The organism is Shewanella violacea DSS12 (genome assembly GCF_000091325.1).
GTDB classification, from domain to species: domain Bacteria; phylum Pseudomonadota; class Gammaproteobacteria; order Enterobacterales; family Shewanellaceae; genus Shewanella; species Shewanella violacea.
On the sequence record NC_014012.1, the window covers coordinates 1,806,036 to 1,828,502 of the forward strand.

Consider the following 22,467-nt stretch of genomic DNA (forward strand, 5'->3'; position numbering starts at 1 on the left):
GAGTTAATTGAACATGAGCTCAATGGATGAAATCATACAATACCCAGATCGCCCTACAGAATGCAGAGAATTACTCAAGGTGATTGAAATGTCAGTAGTAGATAAGCGAAAACGCTTAGGTTGGCAAGATAAAGATTCAGATGGGCGTGAAGTAATCGGTCGCTGGCTCGATGAACGTAATGGCAGCACTGACAAGCTAATCTTGTATAGACAGACTGACAATATTTACTTAGAGATCTGGTCAAGCGATGGTTGCCATAGCTTGGATGTCATGATGTGTATAGAAACTGATGCAGGCTTAAAACTCGAAGATGAGGGGGGAAATTTCTTCGGCGAGTATTTCTTATTATCTGATGATAATTCACTGCAATTTTGTAATTCCAGTGAATGCTTCTATACCGCTAAAGCTGCATAAGTAGATTGCAAATAAATGGGCAATAAAACCTGAGAGGACATAAATGTGAAGGGCTTACATTTATGTCTCTGATAGCCAAGTCTAATCTGGGTACTGCCCATCTTATAGCTATTAGTAGTATCTAGACCTACTGAAAAGGGTGAAAACTCTTAAATGTCATCTCTTTACCTGAAAAAGGATGAGCTATGGTCAATGACATTGCATGTAATTTCAGTCTGTTAGATGCCGCTATCACATCTGCATCACCATAAAATTCATCACCTAGTATTGGATGACCTAAAGCTAGCATGTGTAATCTGAGCTGATGTGTTCTTCCAGTAACCGGCTTTAACTCTACTAAGGTACTGGTTTCTCTGCGCTCCAACACCTTGTAATAGGTCTTAGATACTTTGCCATCTTCGGCAATCTCTTGCAGTGGAGGCCGGATTTTATCTGCTTTCATTGCCAAATCGATCACTCCTTGATCTTGATTCAATTGTCCGAGAACCTCAGCAATGTAGGTTTTTTTACTCATTCTGTTCTGAAATTGGGTCTTGATATTAGACTCTGCCTTCTTATTTAAGGCAAAAACCATAATGCCAGAAGTCGCACAGTCTAGACGGTGTACCAGTATTATTTCAGGGTATCTCTGAAGTAAACGAGTAAGCGCGCAATCGTAGGTATTGGCTGCACGACCAGGATTGGACAGTAGACCCGAAGGTTTGTTGATAACCAGTATATCCCGGTCTTGATAGCGTATATCTAACCAAGGGACCGAAGGGGGAGCGTAAGTGAATATTTGCATGAGTTCTCCTGTAGCGGCGAATTCTAGCAAAAAGCGATCCTGTTGAGAATTATTAAGCCTGATTTTCTCGTGGAGTTTATAATGCTAAAGCCCTAAAGCCCTAAAGCCCTAAAGCCCTAAAGCCCTAAAGCCCTAAAATCAGTTATAAATATTCTGCGGGTGTCTTACGAGCCCAAATTCGGCTGTAGGCCATCAGCTGTGGATAGAATGTTCTAAAAGCAATCTCTATCTCTATATCCAGCTTATCGACCGCTTGGGTAGCACCTTGGAATATTTCCGGTTTAGAGATCCGCTTAGCGACAGAATGAATGGTTTGGTGGAGACCTTTCTTACTTTTATATGCCTCAAGCCAGTTTTCGCTGCGGATCCTAGGAGCAAGTAGTTTGAGCTTTTCTGGTAATTGTTCACATGCATCTAAGGCATCGTAAGCATTTCCGGCAAATTGTCGAAGAGTGAGGTGATGATACTCTTCCCAATACTTAGCCAACATATGGTCGAAAGCTAGATCGACAATAATAGGCGCGGCTCTGGTTAAACTTTTGGGAAACTTAGCGATTAAGTCCTTAGTCAGTTCGTGGCTGTCAGTGAGCTGGTCTATTTGTCTATGTAACCAAATTCCTTGCTGTAGGTGTTTAGGGTAATTGTCGATATTGCCTTTGGCAAAATCGCCGGCAAGATTTGCCGCTAGACTGGTTTTACTGTTATCGGCAAGATGTAGGTGGGCAAGGAAGTTCATGACGTTCTGTTAATTTTCTTGGTTATAACACAAATTTTACGTTATCATGGGTTTAGATGCTTAGATAGTTTTTATCCAATTTAAATTGGTTTTAAAGTGACTTCTTAAGGATATGCATCTTTTTGCTTGTATTATCATCAATTATCGGTTTAAGGATCAAGGACGATGTGGAACTGGTTTTCTAAAGTGTTTCCCAAGAAAGAACAAATACAGCGCAAGCGTGTACAAATAGATATTCCCTACGAGCAGCATAGTTACCGAAAGGAAGATTTTGCTATTGATGAGCAGCCCAGCACCCTAGAAAATGGTAAAAGCAGTAACTGATCCTTGATCTTATCTGTCTCTGTTAATAGACTAGCGCCGGATTTATGCTAAGCAGAGACTAACCATGCGTGTGACTGATTTTTCATTCGAACTACCCAACGAGCTGATTGCTCGCTATCCTACCCCAGAACGTACCTCTTCAAGACTACTCTCATTAGAGGGTAATACAGGTCAGGTCACAGACAAACAATTCACCGATATTCTTAATATGGTCAATCCTGGCGATCTAATGGTGTTCAATAACACCCGAGTGATCCCGGCGCGACTGTTTGGCAAGAAGCAGACCGGTGGCAAGTTGGAATTATTAGTCGAGCGTATACTCGATGATAAAAGCATCTTGGCTCACGTCCGATGTTCTAAATCTCCTAAAGTTGATTCGATTGTTTGTTTAGATGGTGGCTATGAGATGATCATGCTTGCCCGTCATGATGCCTTGTTTGAACTCAAGTTGGTGTCGGATAAAACCATACTCGAAGTACTCGAAGAGGTAGGGCATATGCCTTTGCCACCTTATATCGATCGTCCCGATGAAGACGCAGACAAAGAGCGTTATCAGACCGTTTATAATAAGACTCCTGGGGCTGTAGCCGCCCCAACGGCAGGATTACACTTCGATGATGCTATTTTACAAGCATTAGCCGATAAGGGGGTTGATACGGCTTTCGTCACCTTGCATGTGGGTGCGGGAACCTTCCAGCCTGTAAAAGTTGATAATATTCTCGAGCATAAGATGCATTCTGAGTGGGCCGAGGTTTCTCAAGATGTTGTCGACAAAGTCATACAAACTAAAGCAAACGGAAAACGCGTTATTGCCGTCGGCACCACATCTGTTCGTTCTTTAGAGAGTGCAGCTAAGGCGAGCGAGGGAGCACTGGAAGCATTTTGCAGTGACACGGATATCTTTATCTATCCAGGATATAAGTTTCAGGTGGTCGATGCCATGGTGACAAATTTCCATCTGCCAGAGTCGACTTTAATCATGCTACTCAGTGCCTTTGCAGGCTTCGATGAGGTAAAAAACGCCTATCAACACGCAATCGCTCAAAAATACCGCTTCTTTAGCTATGGCGATGCCATGTTTGTGACTAAAAAAGCGAACTAATCCCGAAAATTGCTTTAAAATACCCACCCACAGATGAGGTGGGTATTTTTTCTGCTTTATTTTGAATATTTTGAGGATAAGGGTTGATACTCAGTTGTTTGCCCTTATCTCTAGTTTTAATGTTAGCTTGTACCGATTATTTTCTAGGTACGGGCAATTGTGAGTCAGACTGTTTATCTGGCGAGGTAAAATCATGAAATTTGAATTAGATACAACCGATGGACGTGCTAGACGCGGACGTTTGATTTTTGACCGTGGCACAGTAGAAACACCGGCATTCATGCCAGTGGGCACTTATGGCACAGTAAAAAGTATGACACCAGAAGAGGTGCGAGAGAGTGGCGCCGATATCCTGCTGGGGAATACATTCCACCTGTGGCTACGCCCGGGTGAAGAGATCATGCGTAAACATGGCGATCTTCATGACTTTATGAACTGGCAACGTCCGATTTTAACCGACTCTGGTGGATTTCAGGTATTCAGTTTAGGTGATATCCGTAAGATCACCGAAGCAGGTGTGCATTTCCGTTCACCCATTAATGGTGAGAAGATTTTTCTAGACCCGGAAAAGTCGATACAGATACAGAATTCTCTGGGCAGTGATGTGGTGATGATTTTCGATGAATGTACACCCTATCCAGCGACTGAGGATGAAGCACGTAAATCGATGCAGATGTCACTACGTTGGGCTCAACGTTCACGTGATGAATTCGATAAACTAGAAAACCCTAACTCCCTGTTTGGCATTATTCAAGGCGGCGTCTATGAAGACCTGCGTGATGAAAGCTTACAAGGATTAGTCGATATAGGTTTTGATGGTTATGCCGTTGGCGGTTTGGCCGTCGGTGAACCTAAAGAAGACATGCACCGTATTTTGGAGCATGTCTGTCCTCAAATTCCTGCCGATAAACCGCGTTACTTAATGGGAGTCGGTAAGCCAGAAGATCTGGTTGAAGGTGTACGTCGTGGTGTCGACATGTTCGATTGTGTCATGCCTACGCGTAATGCAAGAAACGGCCATCTGTTTACCCCAGAAGGTGTGATTAAGATCCGCAATGCGCGTCATCGCGATGATACAGCCACACTCGATGCTACATGTGATTGTTATACCTGTAAGAACTATTCACGGGCATATCTTTACCATTTAGACCGTTGTAATGAAATTTTAGGTGCTCGTTTAAACACCATTCATAACCTCAGGTATTACCAAAGGTTAATGGAAGGTTTGCGCGGTGCGATCGAGACAGGTACATTAGACAGCTTCGTTGAAGAGTTCTATGCCAATCAAGGTCGTGAAGTTCCCGAAGTTCCAAAATTAACCGATTAATTTTTATACTAACTAGAAGAGAATATTATGTTTATTTCAAGCGCGTTTGCAGCCGATGCTCCAACGACAGGGGCGGGTGGCACCATGGAACTTATTTTCATGCTGGTCATCTTTGGTCTGATCTTTTATTTCATGATCTTCCGTCCGCAGTCTAAGCGTGTAAAAGAGCACAAAAACTTAATGGGTTCATTAAGTAAAGGTGATGAAATTCTAACTAGTGGTGGTATTTTGGGCAAGATTGCTAAAATCAGTGAAGAAAATGATTACGTGCTACTAGCAATCAATGAAACATCTGAAATAACGATCAAGAAGGATTATATCGCGGCAGTATTGCCTAAAGGCTCTATTAAGTCTATCTAAGCCAAGAGGGCGATGGTGTGTTAAATAAATACCCAATGTGGAAAAATGTGATGGTGATTTGCATCATCGCAGTCGGTTTTTTCTATGCAATACCCAATCTCTACAGTGAAGACTATGCGGTTCAGGTAGTTGGTACTCGTGGAGCTGAGGTGACTGTGGCGACTCAGTCGGCAGTCAATGATGTGCTTACCAGTAAGAATATTACGGTTAAGCGTTCAGAGCTTGAAAATGGTCAATTGCTTGTTCGCGTGATGGATGGTGATCAACAGTTACTAGCAAAGGAAGCAATAGCTGATGCGCTGGGGGACAAATACACCGTCGCCTTAAACTTAGCGCCAGCGACGCCTGAGTGGCTTGAGGCTATGGGCGGCTCCCCAATGAAGTTGGGTCTAGATTTACGTGGTGGCGTTCATTTTCTGATGGAAGTGAAAATGGGCGAAGCTGTTCGTAAAATGGTCGAGTCTAAAATGGCCGACTTTAGAACCGATCTTCGCGGTGAGCGTATTCGCTATGCCGGTATTCGTGAAAGTGCTAAAGGCATAGAGATTAAGTTCCGTGATGCCGACAACTTAGCTAAGGCTGAGCGTTTCTTGAAGAGCCGCGGTAATGACATGGTGTTTACCGATAGCTCATCGGATGGTAATTACTACTTGATTGCCAATCTCAGTGAAACCTATCTTAAGCAAGTTAAAGAGGAAGCACTGCAGCAGAACATCACGACTATACGTAATCGTGTGAATGAGTTGGGTGTGGCGGAGCCAGTTGTACAACGTCAAGGTGCCGAACGCATCATAGTCGAGTTACCTGGCGTGCAAGATACAGCCCGTGCGAAAGAGATTTTAGGCGCTACCGCGTCAATCGAATTCCATATGGTTGATGAGAAAGCCGATGCTGCAGCTATTGCCAGTGGTCGAATCTCTGCCAATGCCAAGATATACGATCGTCGTCAAGGTGGCCAAGTCGCGCTCTATAAAGAGGTGATGTTGTCTGGTACCCATATTCAAGGAGCTCAGCCGAGTTTCGATGAATACAGTCGTCCTCAGGTTAGCATTAACTTAGATTCCAAGGGCGGTTCTATCTTCTCGAATGTGACTAAGGATAACATTGGTAAGCCAATGGCCACCTTGTTCATCGAGTATAAAGATAATGGTGCTAAAAACCCCGATGGCAGCATAAAGCTTGAGAGGATTGAAGAGGTCATTTCAGTTGCCACGATTCAAGCACGTCTGGGACGTAACTTTGTAATCACTGGACTGGATCATAGTGAAGCGCAAAACCTAGCCTTACTTCTTCGTGCTGGTGCCTTAATTGCACCGGTTGTTATTGTAGAGGAACGTACCATAGGTCCGAGCCTAGGAGCGCAGAATATCCAAAACGGTATGGAAGCAATGATCTGGGGAATGGCAGTAGTGCTTATCTTCATGCTTGTTTATTACCGTGCTTTTGGTCTGATTGCCAACTTGGCGTTAACGGCAAACCTAGTCATGGTTGTCGGTGTTATGTCGATGATCCCTGGCGCAGTGTTAACTCTGCCTGGTATTGCCGGTATGGTATTGACCGTAGGTATGGCTGTGGATGGTAATGTTCTTATCTACGAGCGTATTCGTGAAGAGTTAAGAAACGGTCGTAGCGTGCAGCAAGCTATTCATGAAGGGTATGGCAATGCATTCTCAACCATTGCAGATGCTAACATCACCACTTTTATGACAGCACTTATTTTGTTTGCCGTGGGTACAGGAGCGGTTAAAGGCTTCGCTGTGACTCTGATGATAGGTATAGCGACGTCAATGTTTACCGCTATTGTGGGAACTCGTGCCATCGTCAACGCCGTTTGGGGTGGTAAACGCGTGAAGAAATTGTCTATATAAGGGAAGTTGATTATGTTTCAGATTTTATCGATAAAAGGCACGGTCAACTTCCTGCGCCATGCGGTTCCTATCAGTATCTTATCTTTGATACTGGTACTTGGCTCGCTGGCGTCGTTAGCGACCAAGGGGATCAACTGGGGATTGGACTTTACCGGTGGTACTGTTGTTGAACTGGAGTTTTCAAAACCGGTTAACTTAGAGGTATTACGTGCCGAGTTAAGCAGTGATGAGATGCAAGGTGTAGTGGTTCAGAATTTCGGTTCGAGTCGCGATATTTTAATTCGTCTTCCTGTTAAGGCTGACATTAAGAGTGATACTCAAGTTGGATACGTTATGGAGGCCGGGAATAAGCTTGATCCTCAGGTTATCCAGAAGCGCGTCGAGATGGTTGGGCCTCAGATTGGTAAAGAGTTAGCAGAACAGGGCGGCCTAGCAGTATTGGTTGCACTTATCTGTATCCTTATCTATGTTTCTTTCCGTTTCGAATGGCGTTTAGCCATGGGATCGGTAGTGGCATTGGCACACGATGTGATTATCACCTTAGGTGTGTTCTCTGTGTTGCAGTTGGATTTCGACTTGACGGTTCTGGCTGGTGTCTTAACGGTTGTCGGTTACTCTCTCAATGATACGATAGTGGTATTTGACCGTATTCGTGAGAACTTCCTTAAGATGCGTAAAGGTGGGCCGGAAGAGGTAGTGAATACCTCTATCACTCAGACTATGAGCCGTACCATAATTACAACAGCGACTACTTTAGTTGTGGTTATCGCCTTGTTCCTTAAGGGTGGCACCATGATCCACGGTTTTGCAACCGCGCTGCTGATGGGAATCTTCGTTGGTACTTTCTCATCTATTTATGTGGCGAGTTTCCTAGCGATTAAGCTTGGGATCAATCGTGAGCATATGTTGCCTGTCGAAATCGAAAAAGAAGGCGCAGATCAAGATCCATTGATGCCTTAAGTTTTTTGAAACTAACTAGATGGTCATTATGAATATGATGGCGGTTCATGATATTTTTGAAACTAATTAGATTGTCATTATGAATATGATGGCCGTTCATGATATTTTTGAAACTAACTAGATGGTCATTATGAATATGATGGCCGTTCATGATATTTTTGAAACTAACTAGGTGGTCATTAAGAATTTAATGGCCGTTTAGAAGAATTTTGAAACTTATAGAAAGCATAAAGAAAACCACCTCCGGGTGGTTTTTTATTGCCTGATAAAAAGATAACAAGCTTTTGTGATAGATGAATATTATTTCGAACTAAAATAATTGAATACATTTTGTTATCTAGCTTGGCCGCATTTACTCTCGACAGACTCGCTAATTTAGCAGTAGGATGTTCACTCATATATTCGTTAACGTATATATCACACCTAAAATTTGCCAGAAGAGCAATAGTTGTAAGGGATCACATGGAAGAGCGCAGTAAAATGGTTGCGGGTGGCAGTTTATTACAAGCCCATAGGTGGAAAGGTTTGTTAGAAACCAGTGGCATAACCGTAGAGCTTCGTGGCGAAGCGTTACTCGGCGGGACAGGCGATCTGCCTGTGGATCTGCAAAATGTCCAGCTTTGGGTCAGCGAATCTAAATACGAACTCGCTAAAGTTCAACTCCTGGATCTTAATGCTGAAGCTCCTCAATGGCGTTGTATCAAGTGCCACGGCATGAATGAGTCTAGTCTGGACTTGTGTTGGCAATGTGGCTGGGAGGTGTGAGTCTCCTCATTGGCGTTGTATCAAGTGCCACGGCATGAATGAGCCTAGTCTTGACTTGTGTTGGCAATGTGGCTGGGAGGTGTGAGTCTCCTCATTGGCGTTGTATCAAGTGCCACGGCATGAATGAGCCTAGTCTTGACTTGTGTTGGCAATGTGGCTGGGAGGTATGAGTCTCCTCATGAAGTTTATTGCCTCTTTATTTCTCTGTGAATCACCCGCCGCACATCAATGACAGTTAATGGGATATACTCTAGTCCCTTGATTTCCATGAGACTTGGGTTCCGATACTATTCCCATTTATACAAGGTTAGGAGTTAATCCTCTATGCAGTACTTTCCCTTATTTGTTGATACATCCAAACTTAAAGTCTTGTTGGTCGGCGCTGGTGATGTGGCCAGCCGAAAATTGGAGTTATTGGCTAGAACCCATGCTGAGATTCTTGTTATTGCCACAGACATCTCAATAGAGGTATCTAAGTATGCTCAGCAGGGACGTATCACATTGATTAAGCGTGGTGTGACACCTGATGATATCCGTGGGGTTGATTTAGTTTATCTTGCTACTGCAGATGACAGGCTCAATGCAGAGCTAGCACGTATTGCCGATAGTCGTAGGATCTGGGTGAATGTTGTAGATAACCCAGAACTTTGTCGATTTATCACCCCATCGATAGTCGACAGGGGGCGCCTACAGATCGCAATAAGCACAGCCGGTGCTGCACCTGTTTTTGCTCGAGAACTCAGGGCCAGGTTAGAGTCTTGGTTGCCTCAATCTCTCACGCCTTTGTTTGATTTTGTTGCCGAAAAACGTAAAGAAGTACAGCTAAAGTTACCCGAATTTAAGCAACGTAAGTTATTTTGGGAACACTTCTTCAGAGCCAATGGTGATAATTTTGATGATGATACTCACGTTCATTACGATAACGGCTTTCAAGGCTTGTCGACAGCTGGAGTGATCTTACTTATCGATGATGAGACTCAAGTCTCTTTGTTACCCATAGCTGCAATGCCATTGATGCAGAAACTGGATCATGTGTTCAGTGCTGAAGAGCTGCCCTTCATTCTCAATGAATTTGTCAGGCGAGATGCTGAACGCGGTGATTTACCCAGTCTGAGTGAATTGACTAAGTTATACGAGAGTGGACAAGCTTGTCTTATGTATGCTGATAAAGAGACTGTGAGCCAGCTTAAAACTCATTTCCCTATGGCGAAACATCTAAGGGCTGGGATAATTTAATATTTTGTTAGGTGAGTATATTTATGGAATTCATATCGACATAGCTCATTAGACGGGAGATTGAGTTACACTAGCGCCAATTAATTGAGAGATATGAAAGTTATGGCACCAAAAGCTACCGTTTATAAAGTTACTCTGCAGATCGCCGATATGGATCGTGGCTATTATCACGATCATCAGCTGACATTAGCCCAACATCCTTCGGAAACCGATTCCCGCATGATGGTCCGACTGTTGGCTTTTGCAATGAATGCCAGTGAGTCACTAGAGTTCAGCAAGGGACTTTGCGTCGAAGATGAACCTGAACTTTGGGAAAAGTCCTTAGTGGGCGATATTGAACTTTGGATTGAGTTTGGCCAGAGCGATGAGAAATGGTTAAGAAAAGCCAGTGGCAGGTCGAAGCAAGTACAGTTATTTACCTATGGTGGACGAGCCGTTCCTATATGGTGGCAGCAAAATGAAAAAGCCTTAGAAAGATATAAAAACCTTAAAGTTTGGAATATCCCTGAAGAGGCCGTGAAGCAGATGGGAGACTTGGTCACTCGCAATATGGAGCTGCAATATAATATCAGTGATGGGGAAGTTTGGTTATCCAGTGATCTCGGCAGTATTCAAATTATTCCGGAAATATTGAAAGCTTAGTCACTAGCCTGTTAAAGCTAAGCCTGCACCTAATGTCTGTGAGCTGAGTAGCAAGCAGTCATTAGTCATCAATAGGTTAGAGCAGCCGTAGAGCTTATTATTACTGGGTAAATCAGCAGAGTTAGTCCATCACCGCCATCTGGTCAGCGGCGCCTTAGCATTTCGTATCACACCAATATAGGTTTGTCTCAGAGGCGGTCAACGCCGCAGAACATCACACCTTGATATTATTTATTCTTCTTGTGTTATTGATCAAAGTTTGAAATTCAAATGTTGAGTATAAAGGCATTTATTTATTAGTTTTTAAAAGTAGTATTATGTGTGAATCAGTTCATGGCCATCGAGTGATGGAGTTGATGCTTACATTAGATAAAGCAATCACCAAAGCAGATCTTAAAGTATTGATGCAGGAACATTTTGGTGGGGCGGCGCGCTATCACACTTGCTCAGCGAGCGACATGAATGCCGATGCGTTAATTGTGTTATTGGAAAAGAAGGGAAAGTTTATTGAATCTACTGCAGGCATAAAGACTGCTGCGGATAGAATCTGTTCCCATTAAGGGCTTAATTTTTGAATAAAACAAAGTGCAAATTATTGGCTTGTTGAAGGTATGAGTTAATAGATATTAGTCATCGTTTAATTCGATAATTGTGCTTTGTTCATTTTTACTTTTAACTGAAAAATCATAAATTAAAATCCTGATGAGTCGTGATTTAGCTATTTTTTTATCAGCCGAAATTTTGTCTAATATCCCGATTGCATCTTCGGTGAGAGAGAAAGTGGCATGTTTATAAATTTTGGTTGAGTGTTTATCTAAGCCTTTATGCTTAACTCTGCTTAGTTTTATTCTACTTTGGCTGACAACACTAGGTTGACCAAAGGCATATTTATTAGCATCTTCGATGAAGTCCTCGACGGAGACCTGAGTTTTAGGTGTTTTCTTCTTTCGCCTTTTAAGATCAGTTAAGCTCATAGCAATTTTCTGGTTCTATAGCAAAAAGTTCATCTGCGATGGCACGTATCTCAGCGGCGGCCTTGCCATCAGGCTCAATTTCAATGACAGATGAGCCGAGCTCTTCACTATCATCGTAAATATTTCTGTTGAAGGTCACTGAATTCAATACACGTAAACCAAATGATTCTACGACTTCTTTTGCTTCGAAAATTCTTTTAAATTGGCTGGGTAGGGAGGGACATTGAGTCATCACTATGGTTGCCACCATTTTGGGGTTCACCATCTTACAGGTACTTAGCATATCTTCCATGTGGGGCAAGGTCTTTAAGTCTCTGCGTTTGGGTCTTAGAGGCAGTAAGACATAGGTTGCGACAGACATGGCCGCACGCATAGCCAAATTATCTTGGCCACCACAATCGACGATGACATAATCGAAGTGTTTATCTTGACTCAGTAAATCATTACGGATTTTTCCGTACAGTTGAATACAGTTAATCGTTGGAAGTTCAGGGTCTTCATTTCGCGCCTGGATCCAATCTGAGGTAGTGCGCTGTGGATCGCAATCGATCATCAACACATTCGCTTGGTATTTTTGAGTGATATGAACAGCTAGATTTTGGGCCATACAGCTTTTCCCTGCTCCACCTTTTTCTCCGCCCACAAGCAAGATCATAAAAGTATCTCCATCTCTTTTAGCACCTATTATCTTTGATTATCAAATGCGTTAAGTATAGAACAGACTATTTAATTCTGCCGATTATGACGCTTAGATAAGCTGCATTGCGATATGGAAACTTTTAGGGTTACAGCTGCTGGTTCGACAGACTTGTCCTTTGACCGTATGCTTTTTATCATTATCTGGATTAAAGGTTATAGTGAGAAGAGCACCCACTTTAAAATTATTTTTATATTCAATTAACACACCGCGTCTAGCTAAGTCGATGCAGATCCCATCATCAGTTTGGTTCAGGCCCTGGTCATCTTGCCAAGATAAGAGAATACGCTCGGCTTCTAGGTCGACTCGCAGTGAGGTACGTCGTTCATCTAACTCTTCAGTATTATCAGGCATCAAAAATCCTTATTTTGAATAAAAAACAAGCTATTTAAAAGTAGCATGAATTTTGTTCTAAAAACAAAATTTACAGATATTGAATGGGCTTTAGTGGCTGGAACAGCTATGGCGGCAACGAGTGAATTATCTTGGTTAGTCGATTCACATGAACGCTAGCATTTTATTAAAAAGGGGACTTGTAGCCTTAATAGCAAAGGGGTTAGATCTTAATGGTTAACGAGATAGGTATCTGAGTGACAGAAACAAAAAAAGCCATCTAATAGATGGCTTTTTAATCTGTTCTTTTAAACGCTAAGCTTAACGTTTAAGTGCATCGCTCAGTAAAGGGCGAACAGTTTTAACTATGGCTGATGTAGTTTTAGGCGCGCCAGCTATGATATTACCCGAAGTCATATAGCCGTGATTACCTGTAAGATCTGTAACCGTACCACCTGCTTCTCTGACGATAAGATCACCAGCAGCTATGTCCCAAGGCTTGAGGCCTATTTCGAAGTAACCATCTACACGACCAGCAGCAACATAAGCAAGATCTAGGGCTGGAGAACCTGCACGGCGTAAATCTGCACATTGAGTAAACAATGAGCCGAAGATTTTCATGTAAGTTTCAGTGTGTTGCTTGGCTTTGAACGGGAAGCCTGTGGCTAAGATAGTGTCCTTAAGGTCATTATGCTTAGATACGCGCATACGGAAATCATTGAACTTAGCACCCTTACCACGTACTGCACTAAACAGTTCATCACGGATTGGGTCATAAATTACAGCAACTTCAGTTTTACCCTTGTATTGAAGGGCAATAGATACTGCGAAATGAGGAATGCCTCTAACAAAGTTGTTAGTGCCATCCAGAGGGTCAACGATCCATATGTAATCTTTGTTCTCGCCTTTGTTCTCGCCACCTTCTTCACAAATAATAGTGTGATCAGGGTAAGATTTACGGATCTGATATGTAATGGCCGCTTCAGCTTCTATGTCTACGTTTGTCACGTAGTCATTTATTCCTTTCGCTGTCACTTCGATTTTATCGAGTTCAGCAAAAGCACGTATAATCGTTTGGCCGGCAGCGCGGGCAGCGCGCACGGCAATAGTCTGCATCGGATGCATTGCAATCCCCTGGATGTTAAAGAACAGATATAATAATCGGGGCGCATTATACGTCAAAAAGTGGATATATCAAATACCGATTTTTGTATTAAGCAAACAAAGTCGGTTGTGTTAATATCTTTTTATTGTTTAATCATCAAAATTAAGTAGTTTCATGCTTAGTAACATTCGCGTAGTACTCGTCGGCACATCCCACCCTGGTAATATTGGCTCTACCGCCCGAGCAATGAAAACCATGGGGCTCTCTACTTTATATCTAGCTGAACCTAAGGTCCAACCCGATGGCCACTCTGTCGCGCTGGCAGCCGGTGCGTCAGATATATTAAAACATGCGGTGATAGTGGACAGCGTTGCCGAAGCTATTGCCGATTGTAGTCTGGTTATCGCTACCAGCGCGCGTAGCCGTACTTTAGACTGGCCTATGCTTGAACCTAGGGAAGCGGGCGAGAAATTAGTCGCATCAGCACTGGATGGTCCCGTTGCCATCGTATTTGGTCGCGAAAATAATGGCTTGTCCAACGAAGAGTTGCAGAAATGCAATTACCATGTCTCTATTCCTGCCAACCCAGAATACACCTCTTTGAATCTAGCTCAAGCTGTGCAGATCATCTGTTATGAGGCGCGTGTCGCTCATTTGGAGCATGAGAAGCGTGAGTTTGAAAAAGGCCGCCCAGCAGATTATGTTGAAGAAAAAATCGAGTATCCGTTTGCCAAGGAACGTGAAAACTTCTTTGGACACTTGGAATCAACCTTATTAGGTACTGGATTCATCGTGAAGCAACATCCAGGTCAAGTCATGACCAAGTTACGTCGCCTATTTAGCCGTGCAAGACTAGAGAGACAAGAGATGAATATCTTGCGAGGTATGTTGACTTCGATTGATAAGAAGATGGCACCAAAAGACGATACATAAGTATAAGGAATAGAAACGATGGGAGTCATTGCTCGATTAAAAGATGATATTAACTCTATCTATCATCGTGATCCTGCGGCTCACGGTACTCTGGAAGTCTTACTCAATTACCCTGGCATGCAGGCTATCTGGATCCACAGGGTGAGTCATAAGCTTTGGAGGCGAAAATGGCGTTTGCTTCCACGTTGTCTATCCACTTTCTCTCGCTGGCTAACCGGTGTAGAGATACATCCTGGTGCCACTATAGGCCATCGATTTTTCATCGATCACGGTATGGGCGTGGTGATAGGAGAAACCGCTGAAATTGGTGATGATTGCACCTTATACCACGGTGTGACGCTCGGCGGCACAACGTGGCAAGCGGGTAAACGTCATCCTACATTGGGAAATAATGTGGTCATCGGTGCCGGCGCTCAGGTGTTAGGTCCAATCACTATGCACGATGGTGCGCGTGTGGGCTCTAATTCCGTTGTGGTGAAAGATGTGCCTAAAGATACCACAGTCGTAGGTATACCCGGTCGCATAGTCTCAACGCCTGATGTCAGCAGTAAAGAACAGAGTAAAAGACGTAGCGAGATGGCAAAAAAATACGGTTTCGATGCCTATGCCGTATCTCCTGATAATCCAGATCCGGTTGCTAATGCCATCGGGCAGATGCTGGATCATATGCATCTGATGGACTCAAAAGTCCAGGAAGTCTGCCAAGCGGTACAAAATATGGGCGGTAGTGTCTGTACCGATAAATTGCCCGAACTCGATGTTGAAGATTTTAGTGATGCTGAGCTGGCTGCGGCTAAACAGCGGGAGAAGGCTATCAATGAGTTCGATCCCATTATTTGATTTTTAGTGACAAAAATCCCAAATATTTGATTGAATATTGAGACATAAAAGGGTTAAATACCCTAGTGAAATGAAAGGGTATTATTTGGCAATACAATCCCGCTAATACTTGACTAGTTTACTAGGTTTTATACTTGACTAAATTACTCGGGTATGTTTGAATTCCCCTATGCATTATTGGGAGCCATGGTCGCTATGAAACTTACCTCAAAAGGCAGGTATGCAGTCACTGCTATGTTAGATGTCGCTATACACTCTACGTCAGGACCTGTACCTTTAGCCGATATTTCTGAGCGTCAAGGGATATCTCTTTCTTACCTCGAACAACTTTTTGCCAAACTAAGAAGAAATGGACTTGTTTCTAGTGTCAGAGGACCCGGTGGTGGTTACCGTTTGGGTGCTGATGCTGTCGATATCTCAGTCGGTATGGTCGTTCGCGCCGTCGATGAGTCAGTCGATGCAACTAGGTGTCAAGGTAAAGGGAATTGTCAGAATGGAACCCGTTGTCTCACTCATTCCCTATGGGGTGACTTGAGCAAACAAATTTCAGATTTCTTAAATGGGATCAGTCTTGCTGGTTTAATGAGTAAACGAGATGTTCAATTCATTTCAGTTAAGCAAGACACAATGCAACAGGAACAAAGAGTAACCCTATAAGTTAACTTTGTATTTTTATATTATTTTTTGTACTTAGTTTTGCCTCTCTGAGGCTACGCTGTACGGAGTGTGTGATGAAGCTTCCTATTTATTTAGATTATGCCGCGACAACGCCGGTTGATCCACGTGTTGCAGAGAAAATGATGCAGTGCCTGACTATGGACGGCAATTTTGGTAATCCTGCGTCTCGCTCCCATCGTTATGGCTGGCAGGCTGAAGAATCGGTTGATATCGCTCGAAATCAGGTTGCTGACTTGATCAATGCTGACCCTCGTGAAATCGTATTTACCTCAGGTGCCACCGAGTCAGACAATCTGGCTATTAAGGGTGTTGCTCATTTCTATCATAAGAAAGGTAAGCACATCATCACCAGTAAGACTGAACATAAAGCGGTTTTGGATACTTGTCGCCAGCTAGAGCGCGAAGGTTTCGAAGTCACTTATCTTGAGCCTGAGTCAAACGGACTCATTCCTCTTGAGCGAATTGAAGCGGCCATGCGTGACGATACTATTCTTGTCAGCATCATGCAGGTAAACAATGAAATTGGTGTCATTCAGGATATCGACGCCATAGGTGAACTTTGTCGCAGCAAGAAGATAGTTTTTCATGTTGATGCAGCTCAGAGTGCGGGCAAGTTACCAATAGATATGCAGAAGACTAAGGTTGATTTGATGTCAATCTCGGCTCATAAGATGTATGGACCTAAAGGTATCGGTGCCTTGTATGTGCGCCGTAAGCCGCGTATTCGCCTCGAAGCGACTATGCACGGTGGTGGACACGAGCGTGGTATGCGCAGCGGAACATTGGCAACCCATCAAATTGTTGGTATGGGCGAGGCTGCTGCCGTGGCTAAAGCCGATATGGCATCAGATAATGCCCGTATCAGAACATTACGTGACAGATTGTGGGATGGCGTTAAGCATATCGAAGAGACCTACATCAATGGCGATAAAGCACAAGGTTATTGCGGTAGCCTCAATGTGAGCTTCAACTTCGTTGAAGGTGAGTCTTTGATGATGGCATTGAAAGATCTTGCCGTATCATCGGGTTCTGCTTGTACCTCTGCCAGTCTGGAACCAAGCTATGTATTACGCGCGCTTGGCTTGAATGATGAGATGGCTCATAGCTCGATCCGTTTCTCAATCGGTCGTTTTACTACCGAAGAAGAGATAGACCACGCTATCGATACAATTAATAAGTCTATCGATGACTTGAGAGAGATGTCTCCACTTTGGGAGATGTTTAAAGATGGTATTGATTTGAGCACAGTAGAGTGGGCACACCACTAATTCTCATATCAACGAATAAAGATTTTGGAGTATTATCATGGCTTATAGTGAAAAAGTAATCGACCATTATGAAAACCCACGTAACGTAGGTTCTTTCGACAAAAATGATCCATCAGTTGTGACCGGCATGGTCGGCGCACCTGCTTGTGGTGATGTGATGAAGTTACAACTAAAAATCGATGACAAGGGCATGATTCAAGATGCCAAGTTTAAGACTTACGGTTGTGGCAGTGCTATCGCATCTAGCTCACTTATCACCGAGTGGGTCAAAGGCAAGTCTATCGAAGAAGCTGCCGCGATTAAGAACACAGATATCGCTGAAGAGCTTGCATTGCCTCCAGTGAAGATTCATTGCTCTATTTTGGCTGAAGATGCCATTAAAGCAGCAATTGAAGATTATAAGTCAAAGCAAGCTAAGTAATTTCCGGAGTTAAGATGGCTATTTCAATGACTCCGGCCGCCGCCGATCGCGTTAAAAGCTTTCTGAGCAACCGCGGTAAGGGGATTGGTTTACGTCTGGGGCTTAAAACCTCCGGATGTTCAGGCATGGTTTATGTTATCGAGTTCGTCGATGATTTAAATGACGATGATGAAGTCTACGAGGTCGCAGATGTTAAAATCATTATCGATGCAAAGAGTTTCATCTATCTTCAGGGCATAGAGCTGGACTTCGTTAAAGAAGGGCTCAATGAAGGTTTTCAGTTTAATAACCCTAATGCAAAAGGTGAGTGTGGTTGTGGCGAAAGCTTCACAGTCTAACTAACCGAAAGAATTAAGCCATGAACTATTTTGAGTTGTTTAGTCTCACGCCCTCCTTTGATATTGACACCGCTCTTCTTGCAGATCGTTATCACGAACTGCAACGGGCGGTTCATCCCGATAAGTTTGCTAATTCCAGTGAACAAGATAAGCGTATCGCGGTTCAACGAACCGCCCAAGTTAATGACGGTTTCTCGACGCTTAAAAATCCCCTGTCGAGAGCGGAGCATATCTTGGCTCTTGCTGGTATAGATCTCAGCCATGAGTCTACCACTGTGAAAGATACGCAATTTCTGATGCAACAGATGGAATGGCGAGAATCATTAGAAGACATTGCGCACTGTGAAGATCCCGATGCTATGATAGCCGAGCTGTATGACTCTTTTAATGAGTATTCAGACAGTATCAGCCAAAATTTAGCAGGCTTATTGCTCAGTCATTCGGAGTCGGATCTCGCATCCGCAGCAGATCTTATCCGTAAATTAAAATTTATGGCAAAATTACAAGTCGAGTTGGAACGCATCGAAGATGCACAGTTTGACTAGTCGTTTTACTCTTTTATTCGCTTAGCTATCCTTTTCGCAATGGCTAATATTTAGGTTGGAATTTTATGGCCCTTTTGCAGATTGCAGAGCCTGGACAGAGCACAGTACCACATCAACATAGGTTGGCTGTCGGAATCGACTTAGGTACAACAAATTCGTTAGTGGCCGCGGTTCGCAGTGGCGCAGCTAACACCTTGGCCGATGAGCAATCGAGACACTCCTTGCCTTCGGTTGTACGTTATACAGATGATGCCATACAAGTTGGCGTCGAAGCTGAATCCTATTCGGCACAAGACCCGCAAAATACCATCATCTCAGTTAAACGTTTTATGGGACGTAGCCTCAGCGACATCCAGTCCGGTAGTCAAGATCTCCCATATCGATTCGAAGCCAGTGAAAATGGTCTACCCCTGTTTGTGACTAAACAAGGTCAGGTGAATCCGGTGCAGATCTCTGCTGAAATTTTAAAGCCGCTGATTTTGCGGGCGGAAAAGACCTTAGGTGGAGAGCTTGAAGGGGTAGTGATCACAGTACCTGCCTATTTCGATGATGCTCAACGCCAGGGAACCAAAGATGCTGCAGCGCTATTGGGTGTCAAGGTTTTACGTCTATTGAATGAACCAACGGCTGCAGCGATAGCCTATGGTCTGGACTCAGGTCAGGAAGGCGTGATTGCCGTTTATGATCTTGGTGGTGGCACTTTTGACATCTCCATATTACGCCTGAATAAAGGTGTGTTTGAAGTCTTGGCCACCGGAGGTGACTCGGCACTTGGAGGAGATGACTTCGATCACCTCTTGCATCACTATTTATTAAATGAATGGCAGCTAGTTAATCCTTCGGCGACGATTAGCAGGCAATTGCTTATCGAATCCAGACGTATCAAGGAGCTACTAACCTTGGATGCTGAGGTCACAGCTTCATTGACGTTAGCGGATGGCAGTCAATTAGAGCATAAAGTTACCAAAGCCTTGTTTGAGTCATTAATCGGTAAACTGGTAAAGAAAACCATAAGCAGCTGTCGTCGCTCTTTGCGTGACGCTGGGATTAAAATCGATGAAGTGCTTCAAATTGCTATGGTGGGTGGCTCGACTCGAGTGCCTATGGTCAGAGAACTTGTTGCCGACTTTTTTGGACAGGCGCCGCTGACATCTATAGACCCTGATAGAGTGGTTGCTATAGGTGCCGCTATTCAAGCGGATATCTTGGTTGGTAATAAACCTGAGTCCGATCTCCTGCTGCTGGATGTGTTACCTCTGTCTCTTGGAATCGAAACCATGGGGGGACTCGTGGAAAAGGTGGTATCTCGTAACACCACTATCCCGATCGCCAAGGCGCAAGAATTTACCACATTTAAAGATGGCCAAACAGCGATGGCGTTCCATGTGGTTCAAGGTGAACGTGAGCTTGTGGATGATTGCCGCTCTTTAGCCAGATTCACCTTGGAAGGCATACCGCCGATGGCTGCCGGTGCCGCTCATATTCGAGTGACATTTCAGGTCGATGCCGATGGCTTACTCAGTGTCACAGCGATGGAAAAGTCTACTCAAGTTAAATCCAGCATTCAGGTTAAACCATCATTTGGTCTAACTGATGTGGAAATCGGTGCCATGCTGAAAGATTCCATGGCCAATGCTAAGCAAGATATCACCAGACGCATGCTCGCAGAGCAGCAAGTAGAGGCGGCTCGGGTATTAGAGACCCTGACCGCAGCTTTAAGAAAAGATGCCGATCTGTTATCTGCAGATGAAGGTGTTGCTATCGAGAAGAGTATGGCTGAGCTTGCTCAAGTTGCAGCTCTTGATGATACCGATGCCATTGAAAAAGCCATTAAGGCATTAGATGCTTGCACGCAAGATTTTGCATCTAAGCGTATGGATAACTCTATTCGTTTGGCATTTACAGGCCAGTCGGTTGACAATATTTGACAAATAATCAATAGATTAATTGGTAATCAATAGGTAAAAAAGATGCCACAAATTGTATTTCTACCCCATGAAGAGCTGTGTCCAGATGGTGCAGTCGTTCAAGCTGATGTTGGTGAAACCGTACTTAACGTTGCCTTGAAAAATGGCATTAACATCGAACATGCATGTGAAAAAGTGTGTGCATGTACAACCTGTCACGTGATCATTCGTGAAGGGTTCGATGAGCTAGCTGAAAGTGATGAGCTTGAAGATGACATGTTAGATAAAGCTTGGGGGCTCGAGCCTGAAAGCCGTCTATCTTGCCAGACCAAGGTGCCTGATTGCGATCTGATCGTCGATATTCCTAAGTACACAGTTAATATGGTGAGTGAGGCTAACTAGCCTTAATCGCACTTGTGTCTGTTTGATAGTATCTAAGCCAGTCTCTCGAGACTGGCTTTTTTATGGGATGAGATGCCAGCTATACTCTAGTCATCACAAATCGGCTCAAGGGGCTAGATATGCCATTAAAGTGGATTGATTCACTCGATATTGCCTTAGATTTATTGGAGAAGTATCCCGATACCGATCCTGAAAGGATTCTATTTACCGATTTGCGTGAATGGATCTTGGCACTGGACTCCTTCGATGATGATCCTGAACATTGTAATGAACGCATATTGGAAGCAGTTCAGGCTTGTTGGATAGCCGAGAAGTGAGATTCGGCAGTCTAAGATGTATAGATAAGTGTAGTAGTTAGCTTATGAATGACCCTAGATAGCAGTGAAGCTGGATAAACTTAATGCAATATTGTAATCATCGGGCTATAAAGGTAGGTTTTTTGTTTCAAATTTCGTATAATCCGCGCGAAAATTAAAACTGTTTATTATGAAGGAAGCTTCTCATGGCTATCGAACGTACTTTTTCTATCATTAAGCCCGATGCTGTTGCAAAAAATAACATTGGCGCTATCTACAACCGTTTTGAAACTGCTGGCCTGAAAATCATCGCTTCTAAAATGGTTCACCTAAGCAAAGAGCAAGCTGAAGGCTTCTACGCCGAGCACAGCGAGCGTCCTTTCTTCGGTGCTCTAGTATCATTCATGACATCTGGTCCTATCATGGTTCAGGCTCTTGAAGGCGAGAACGCAGTTCTAGCTCACCGTGACATCTTAGGTGCTACTAATCCAGCTGATGCAGCTCCTGGTACTATTCGTGCCGATTTCGCTGAAAGCATCGATGAGAACGCCGCTCATGGTTCTGATTCAGTTGCTTCTGCTGAGCGTGAAGTAGCTTACTTCTTCAGCACTGAAGAGCTTTGCCCACGCACTCGTTAATTCGACGCTAAGTAAAGTTGAAAAGGAGCCTGATGGCTCCTTTTTTGTTATTTGAAATTATCTATGATCACGTTAATTTATCAGTCAACAGACTGAGTAGTGGCTCTTCCTTTATAAATCTTTAACATCCTTTCTTTTAAGTCCCTTTATTGCCTCATTTATTCGTTAGCAATCTTCTACCTAGCATCATTTTGATTCGATCTCGGCTTTATCGCTATAGGTAGAATTATTCCTGAATCCTGCTTTAAATGGCACATCAATATGAGTCATTACATTCTCAATTATATTAGTAATGTTTGAAGTTGCTTATTGGTCACTATGCTGGATGTTATTTGAACGATTAAACTTATCTTTCAAATATAACTTATGACACTATATAGATAAGGTCTGCTGGCTAGGTCAATTGGCTAGGAGGAACTGGATGTTTCATTATTTGATCTATATATATCCCGTCTTATAAATCCAATCTCATCTAACTATTTATGGCTATTTTAATTCTAAATTAATGCTGGGTTAATGTTTGGTTTTATCTTTTTATATTCAGCGAATAACTGCCGCAACATTTTGCGATTG

General features: G+C 43.4%; 28 protein-coding genes. 22 read left to right on the forward strand and 6 right to left on the reverse strand.

Annotated features, from left to right (window positions below):
* Positions 1 to 13: 13 nt before the first annotated feature.
* Positions 14 to 415: a hypothetical protein gene (locus tag SVI_RS07400; RefSeq protein WP_041419773.1), complete on the forward strand. Its 402-nt coding sequence runs from the start codon at positions 14 to 16 to the stop codon at positions 413 to 415.
* 127 nt (positions 416 to 542) lie between these two features.
* On the opposite strand, the gene SVI_RS07405 is transcribed toward SVI_RS07400, so the two are convergent.
* Positions 543 to 1,199, reverse strand: a complete 657-nt coding sequence (locus SVI_RS07405) for a pseudouridine synthase (RefSeq protein WP_013050849.1) — start codon at positions 1,197 to 1,199, stop codon at positions 543 to 545.
* 142 nt (positions 1,200 to 1,341) lie between these two features.
* Entirely contained in the window at positions 1,342 to 1,935 is a 594-nt protein-coding gene (locus tag SVI_RS07410; RefSeq protein WP_013050850.1) for an acyl carrier protein phosphodiesterase, read from the reverse strand.
* Positions 1,936 to 2,100: 165 nt separating this feature from the next.
* Here SVI_RS07410 and SVI_RS21690 point away from each other — a divergent pair, with 165 nt between their 5' ends.
* The 10 genes from SVI_RS21690 (at position 2,101) to SVI_RS07455 (ending at position 11,079) form a co-directional block, all read left to right on the forward strand.
* The gene (locus SVI_RS21690) at positions 2,101 to 2,259 is read left to right on the forward strand and encodes a hypothetical protein (protein WP_013050851.1); all 159 of its coding nucleotides are present in this window, start codon (positions 2,101 to 2,103) and stop codon (positions 2,257 to 2,259) included.
* A gap of 64 nt (positions 2,260 to 2,323) precedes the next feature.
* Entirely contained in the window at positions 2,324 to 3,361 is a 1,038-nt protein-coding gene (gene queA, locus SVI_RS07415; protein WP_013050852.1) for a tRNA preQ1(34) S-adenosylmethionine ribosyltransferase-isomerase QueA, read from the forward strand.
* A gap of 193 nt (positions 3,362 to 3,554) precedes the next feature.
* Positions 3,555 to 4,688, forward strand: coding sequence for a tRNA guanosine(34) transglycosylase Tgt (gene tgt, locus SVI_RS07420; protein WP_013050853.1), 1,134 nt, complete (start codon positions 3,555 to 3,557; stop codon positions 4,686 to 4,688).
* A gap of 27 nt (positions 4,689 to 4,715) precedes the next feature.
* Positions 4,716 to 5,048: a preprotein translocase subunit YajC gene (yajC, locus tag SVI_RS07425; protein WP_013050854.1), complete on the forward strand. Its 333-nt coding sequence runs from the start codon at positions 4,716 to 4,718 to the stop codon at positions 5,046 to 5,048.
* A gap of 17 nt (positions 5,049 to 5,065) precedes the next feature.
* Positions 5,066 to 6,916: a protein translocase subunit SecD gene (gene secD / locus SVI_RS07430; protein ID WP_013050855.1), complete on the forward strand. Its 1,851-nt coding sequence runs from the start codon at positions 5,066 to 5,068 to the stop codon at positions 6,914 to 6,916.
* 12 nt (positions 6,917 to 6,928) lie between these two features.
* On the forward strand, positions 6,929 to 7,876 hold the full coding sequence (gene secF / locus SVI_RS07435; protein ID WP_013050856.1) for a protein translocase subunit SecF: 948 nt from the start codon (positions 6,929 to 6,931) through the stop codon (positions 7,874 to 7,876).
* Positions 7,877 to 8,338: 462 nt separating this feature from the next.
* Positions 8,339 to 8,641, forward strand: a complete 303-nt coding sequence (locus tag SVI_RS07440) for a putative signal transducing protein (protein ID WP_013050858.1) — start codon at positions 8,339 to 8,341, stop codon at positions 8,639 to 8,641.
* 324 nt (positions 8,642 to 8,965) lie between these two features.
* Positions 8,966 to 9,877, forward strand: a complete 912-nt coding sequence (locus SVI_RS07445) for a precorrin-2 dehydrogenase/sirohydrochlorin ferrochelatase family protein (RefSeq protein ID WP_013050859.1) — start codon at positions 8,966 to 8,968, stop codon at positions 9,875 to 9,877.
* Between the two features lie 102 nt (positions 9,878 to 9,979).
* Entirely contained in the window at positions 9,980 to 10,519 is a 540-nt protein-coding gene (locus tag SVI_RS07450) for a YaeQ family protein (RefSeq protein WP_013050860.1), read from the forward strand.
* Positions 10,520 to 10,836: 317 nt separating this feature from the next.
* Positions 10,837 to 11,079: a YecH family metal-binding protein gene (locus SVI_RS07455; RefSeq protein ID WP_013050861.1), complete on the forward strand. Its 243-nt coding sequence runs from the start codon at positions 10,837 to 10,839 to the stop codon at positions 11,077 to 11,079.
* A 66-nt stretch (positions 11,080 to 11,145) separates the two neighbouring features.
* Here SVI_RS07455 and SVI_RS07460 read toward each other — a convergent pair whose 3' ends face one another.
* The 4 genes from SVI_RS07460 to suhB form a co-directional block, all read right to left on the reverse strand.
* Positions 11,146 to 11,493, reverse strand: a complete 348-nt coding sequence (locus SVI_RS07460; RefSeq protein WP_013050862.1) for a hypothetical protein — start codon at positions 11,491 to 11,493, stop codon at positions 11,146 to 11,148.
* Positions 11,480 to 12,148: an AAA family ATPase gene (locus tag SVI_RS07465; protein WP_013050863.1), complete on the reverse strand. Its 669-nt coding sequence runs from the start codon at positions 12,146 to 12,148 to the stop codon at positions 11,480 to 11,482. The genes SVI_RS07460 and SVI_RS07465 overlap by 14 nt, the downstream gene beginning before the upstream one ends.
* Positions 12,149 to 12,241: 93 nt before the next feature.
* A complete protein-coding gene (locus SVI_RS07470; protein WP_013050864.1) occupies positions 12,242 to 12,544 on the reverse strand; it encodes a PilZ domain-containing protein in 303 nt (100 codons plus the stop codon).
* 300 nt (positions 12,545 to 12,844) lie between these two features.
* The gene (gene suhB / locus SVI_RS07475; protein ID WP_013050866.1) at positions 12,845 to 13,648 is read right to left on the reverse strand and encodes an inositol-1-monophosphatase; all 804 of its coding nucleotides are present in this window, start codon (positions 13,646 to 13,648) and stop codon (positions 12,845 to 12,847) included.
* A 154-nt stretch (positions 13,649 to 13,802) separates the two neighbouring features.
* Here suhB and trmJ point away from each other — a divergent pair, with 154 nt between their 5' ends.
* The 11 genes from trmJ (at position 13,803) to ndk (ending at position 21,894) form a co-directional block, all read left to right on the forward strand.
* Positions 13,803 to 14,561 carry a tRNA (cytosine(32)/uridine(32)-2'-O)-methyltransferase TrmJ gene (gene trmJ, locus SVI_RS07480; RefSeq protein ID WP_013050867.1) on the forward strand — a complete coding sequence of 253 codons (759 nt, stop codon included), beginning with the start codon at positions 13,803 to 13,805 and terminating at the stop codon, positions 14,559 to 14,561.
* An 18-nt stretch (positions 14,562 to 14,579) separates the two neighbouring features.
* The gene (gene cysE, locus SVI_RS07485; RefSeq protein ID WP_013050868.1) at positions 14,580 to 15,401 is read left to right on the forward strand and encodes a serine O-acetyltransferase; all 822 of its coding nucleotides are present in this window, start codon (positions 14,580 to 14,582) and stop codon (positions 15,399 to 15,401) included.
* 195 nt (positions 15,402 to 15,596) lie between these two features.
* On the forward strand, positions 15,597 to 16,058 hold the full coding sequence (gene iscR / locus SVI_RS07490) for a Fe-S cluster assembly transcriptional regulator IscR (RefSeq protein ID WP_041420258.1): 462 nt from the start codon (positions 15,597 to 15,599) through the stop codon (positions 16,056 to 16,058).
* 74 nt (positions 16,059 to 16,132) lie between these two features.
* A complete protein-coding gene (locus SVI_RS07495; protein WP_041419774.1) occupies positions 16,133 to 17,347 on the forward strand; it encodes an IscS subfamily cysteine desulfurase in 1,215 nt (404 codons plus the stop codon).
* Positions 17,348 to 17,384: 37 nt separating this feature from the next.
* Positions 17,385 to 17,768: a Fe-S cluster assembly scaffold IscU gene (iscU, locus tag SVI_RS07500; protein WP_005497959.1), complete on the forward strand. Its 384-nt coding sequence runs from the start codon at positions 17,385 to 17,387 to the stop codon at positions 17,766 to 17,768.
* A 14-nt stretch (positions 17,769 to 17,782) separates the two neighbouring features.
* Positions 17,783 to 18,106: an iron-sulfur cluster assembly protein IscA gene (gene iscA, locus SVI_RS07505; protein WP_013050871.1), complete on the forward strand. Its 324-nt coding sequence runs from the start codon at positions 17,783 to 17,785 to the stop codon at positions 18,104 to 18,106.
* Positions 18,107 to 18,126: 20 nt separating this feature from the next.
* On the forward strand, positions 18,127 to 18,651 hold the full coding sequence (hscB, locus tag SVI_RS07510; protein ID WP_013050872.1) for a co-chaperone HscB: 525 nt from the start codon (positions 18,127 to 18,129) through the stop codon (positions 18,649 to 18,651).
* A 65-nt stretch (positions 18,652 to 18,716) separates the two neighbouring features.
* Complete coding sequence (hscA, locus tag SVI_RS07515; protein WP_013050873.1) at positions 18,717 to 20,579, forward strand: Fe-S protein assembly chaperone HscA; 1,863 nt, start codon at positions 18,717 to 18,719, stop codon at positions 20,577 to 20,579.
* A 42-nt stretch (positions 20,580 to 20,621) separates the two neighbouring features.
* The gene (fdx, locus tag SVI_RS07520) at positions 20,622 to 20,960 is read left to right on the forward strand and encodes an ISC system 2Fe-2S type ferredoxin (protein WP_013050874.1); all 339 of its coding nucleotides are present in this window, start codon (positions 20,622 to 20,624) and stop codon (positions 20,958 to 20,960) included.
* Between the two features lie 119 nt (positions 20,961 to 21,079).
* Positions 21,080 to 21,277: a Fe-S cluster assembly protein IscX gene (gene iscX, locus SVI_RS07525; RefSeq protein WP_013050875.1), complete on the forward strand. Its 198-nt coding sequence runs from the start codon at positions 21,080 to 21,082 to the stop codon at positions 21,275 to 21,277.
* A 185-nt stretch (positions 21,278 to 21,462) separates the two neighbouring features.
* Positions 21,463 to 21,894 carry a nucleoside-diphosphate kinase gene (gene ndk, locus SVI_RS07530; protein ID WP_013050876.1) on the forward strand — a complete coding sequence of 144 codons (432 nt, stop codon included), beginning with the start codon at positions 21,463 to 21,465 and terminating at the stop codon, positions 21,892 to 21,894.
* Positions 21,895 to 22,467 lie beyond the last annotated feature (573 nt).

What these genes read in the sequence shown, in the direction of transcription:
- SVI_RS07400 (WP_041419773.1), top strand. Translation starts at nt 14, where the DNA reads ATGAGCTCAATGGATGAAATCATACAATACCCAGATCGCCCTACAGAA.
- SVI_RS07405 (WP_013050849.1), bottom strand. Translation starts at nt 1,199, where the DNA reads ATGCAAATATTCACTTACGCTCCCCCTTCGGTCCCTTGGTTAGATATA.
- SVI_RS07410 (WP_013050850.1), bottom strand. Translation starts at nt 1,935, where the DNA reads ATGAACTTCCTTGCCCACCTACATCTTGCCGATAACAGTAAAACCAGT.
- SVI_RS21690 (WP_013050851.1), top strand. Translation starts at nt 2,101, where the DNA reads ATGTGGAACTGGTTTTCTAAAGTGTTTCCCAAGAAAGAACAAATACAG.
- queA (WP_013050852.1), top strand. Translation starts at nt 2,324, where the DNA reads ATGCGTGTGACTGATTTTTCATTCGAACTACCCAACGAGCTGATTGCT.
- tgt (WP_013050853.1), top strand. Translation starts at nt 3,555, where the DNA reads ATGAAATTTGAATTAGATACAACCGATGGACGTGCTAGACGCGGACGT.
- yajC (WP_013050854.1), top strand. Translation starts at nt 4,716, where the DNA reads ATGTTTATTTCAAGCGCGTTTGCAGCCGATGCTCCAACGACAGGGGCG.
- secF (WP_013050856.1), top strand. Translation starts at nt 6,929, where the DNA reads ATGTTTCAGATTTTATCGATAAAAGGCACGGTCAACTTCCTGCGCCAT.
- SVI_RS07440 (WP_013050858.1), top strand. Translation starts at nt 8,339, where the DNA reads ATGGAAGAGCGCAGTAAAATGGTTGCGGGTGGCAGTTTATTACAAGCC.
- SVI_RS07445 (WP_013050859.1), top strand. Translation starts at nt 8,966, where the DNA reads ATGCAGTACTTTCCCTTATTTGTTGATACATCCAAACTTAAAGTCTTG.
- SVI_RS07450 (WP_013050860.1), top strand. Translation starts at nt 9,980, where the DNA reads ATGGCACCAAAAGCTACCGTTTATAAAGTTACTCTGCAGATCGCCGAT.
- SVI_RS07455 (WP_013050861.1), top strand. Translation starts at nt 10,837, where the DNA reads ATGTGTGAATCAGTTCATGGCCATCGAGTGATGGAGTTGATGCTTACA.
- SVI_RS07460 (WP_013050862.1), bottom strand. Translation starts at nt 11,493, where the DNA reads ATGAGCTTAACTGATCTTAAAAGGCGAAAGAAGAAAACACCTAAAACT.
- SVI_RS07465 (WP_013050863.1), bottom strand. Translation starts at nt 12,148, where the DNA reads ATGATCTTGCTTGTGGGCGGAGAAAAAGGTGGAGCAGGGAAAAGCTGT.
- SVI_RS07470 (WP_013050864.1), bottom strand. Translation starts at nt 12,544, where the DNA reads ATGCCTGATAATACTGAAGAGTTAGATGAACGACGTACCTCACTGCGA.
- suhB (WP_013050866.1), bottom strand. Translation starts at nt 13,648, where the DNA reads ATGCATCCGATGCAGACTATTGCCGTGCGCGCTGCCCGCGCTGCCGGC.
- trmJ (WP_013050867.1), top strand. Translation starts at nt 13,803, where the DNA reads ATGCTTAGTAACATTCGCGTAGTACTCGTCGGCACATCCCACCCTGGT.
- cysE (WP_013050868.1), top strand. Translation starts at nt 14,580, where the DNA reads ATGGGAGTCATTGCTCGATTAAAAGATGATATTAACTCTATCTATCAT.
- iscR (WP_041420258.1), top strand. Translation starts at nt 15,597, where the DNA reads ATGAAACTTACCTCAAAAGGCAGGTATGCAGTCACTGCTATGTTAGAT.
- SVI_RS07495 (WP_041419774.1), top strand. Translation starts at nt 16,133, where the DNA reads ATGAAGCTTCCTATTTATTTAGATTATGCCGCGACAACGCCGGTTGAT.
- iscU (WP_005497959.1), top strand. Translation starts at nt 17,385, where the DNA reads ATGGCTTATAGTGAAAAAGTAATCGACCATTATGAAAACCCACGTAAC.
- iscA (WP_013050871.1), top strand. Translation starts at nt 17,783, where the DNA reads ATGGCTATTTCAATGACTCCGGCCGCCGCCGATCGCGTTAAAAGCTTT.
- hscB (WP_013050872.1), top strand. Translation starts at nt 18,127, where the DNA reads ATGAACTATTTTGAGTTGTTTAGTCTCACGCCCTCCTTTGATATTGAC.
- hscA (WP_013050873.1), top strand. Translation starts at nt 18,717, where the DNA reads ATGGCCCTTTTGCAGATTGCAGAGCCTGGACAGAGCACAGTACCACAT.
- fdx (WP_013050874.1), top strand. Translation starts at nt 20,622, where the DNA reads ATGCCACAAATTGTATTTCTACCCCATGAAGAGCTGTGTCCAGATGGT.
- iscX (WP_013050875.1), top strand. Translation starts at nt 21,080, where the DNA reads ATGCCATTAAAGTGGATTGATTCACTCGATATTGCCTTAGATTTATTG.
- ndk (WP_013050876.1), top strand. Translation starts at nt 21,463, where the DNA reads ATGGCTATCGAACGTACTTTTTCTATCATTAAGCCCGATGCTGTTGCA.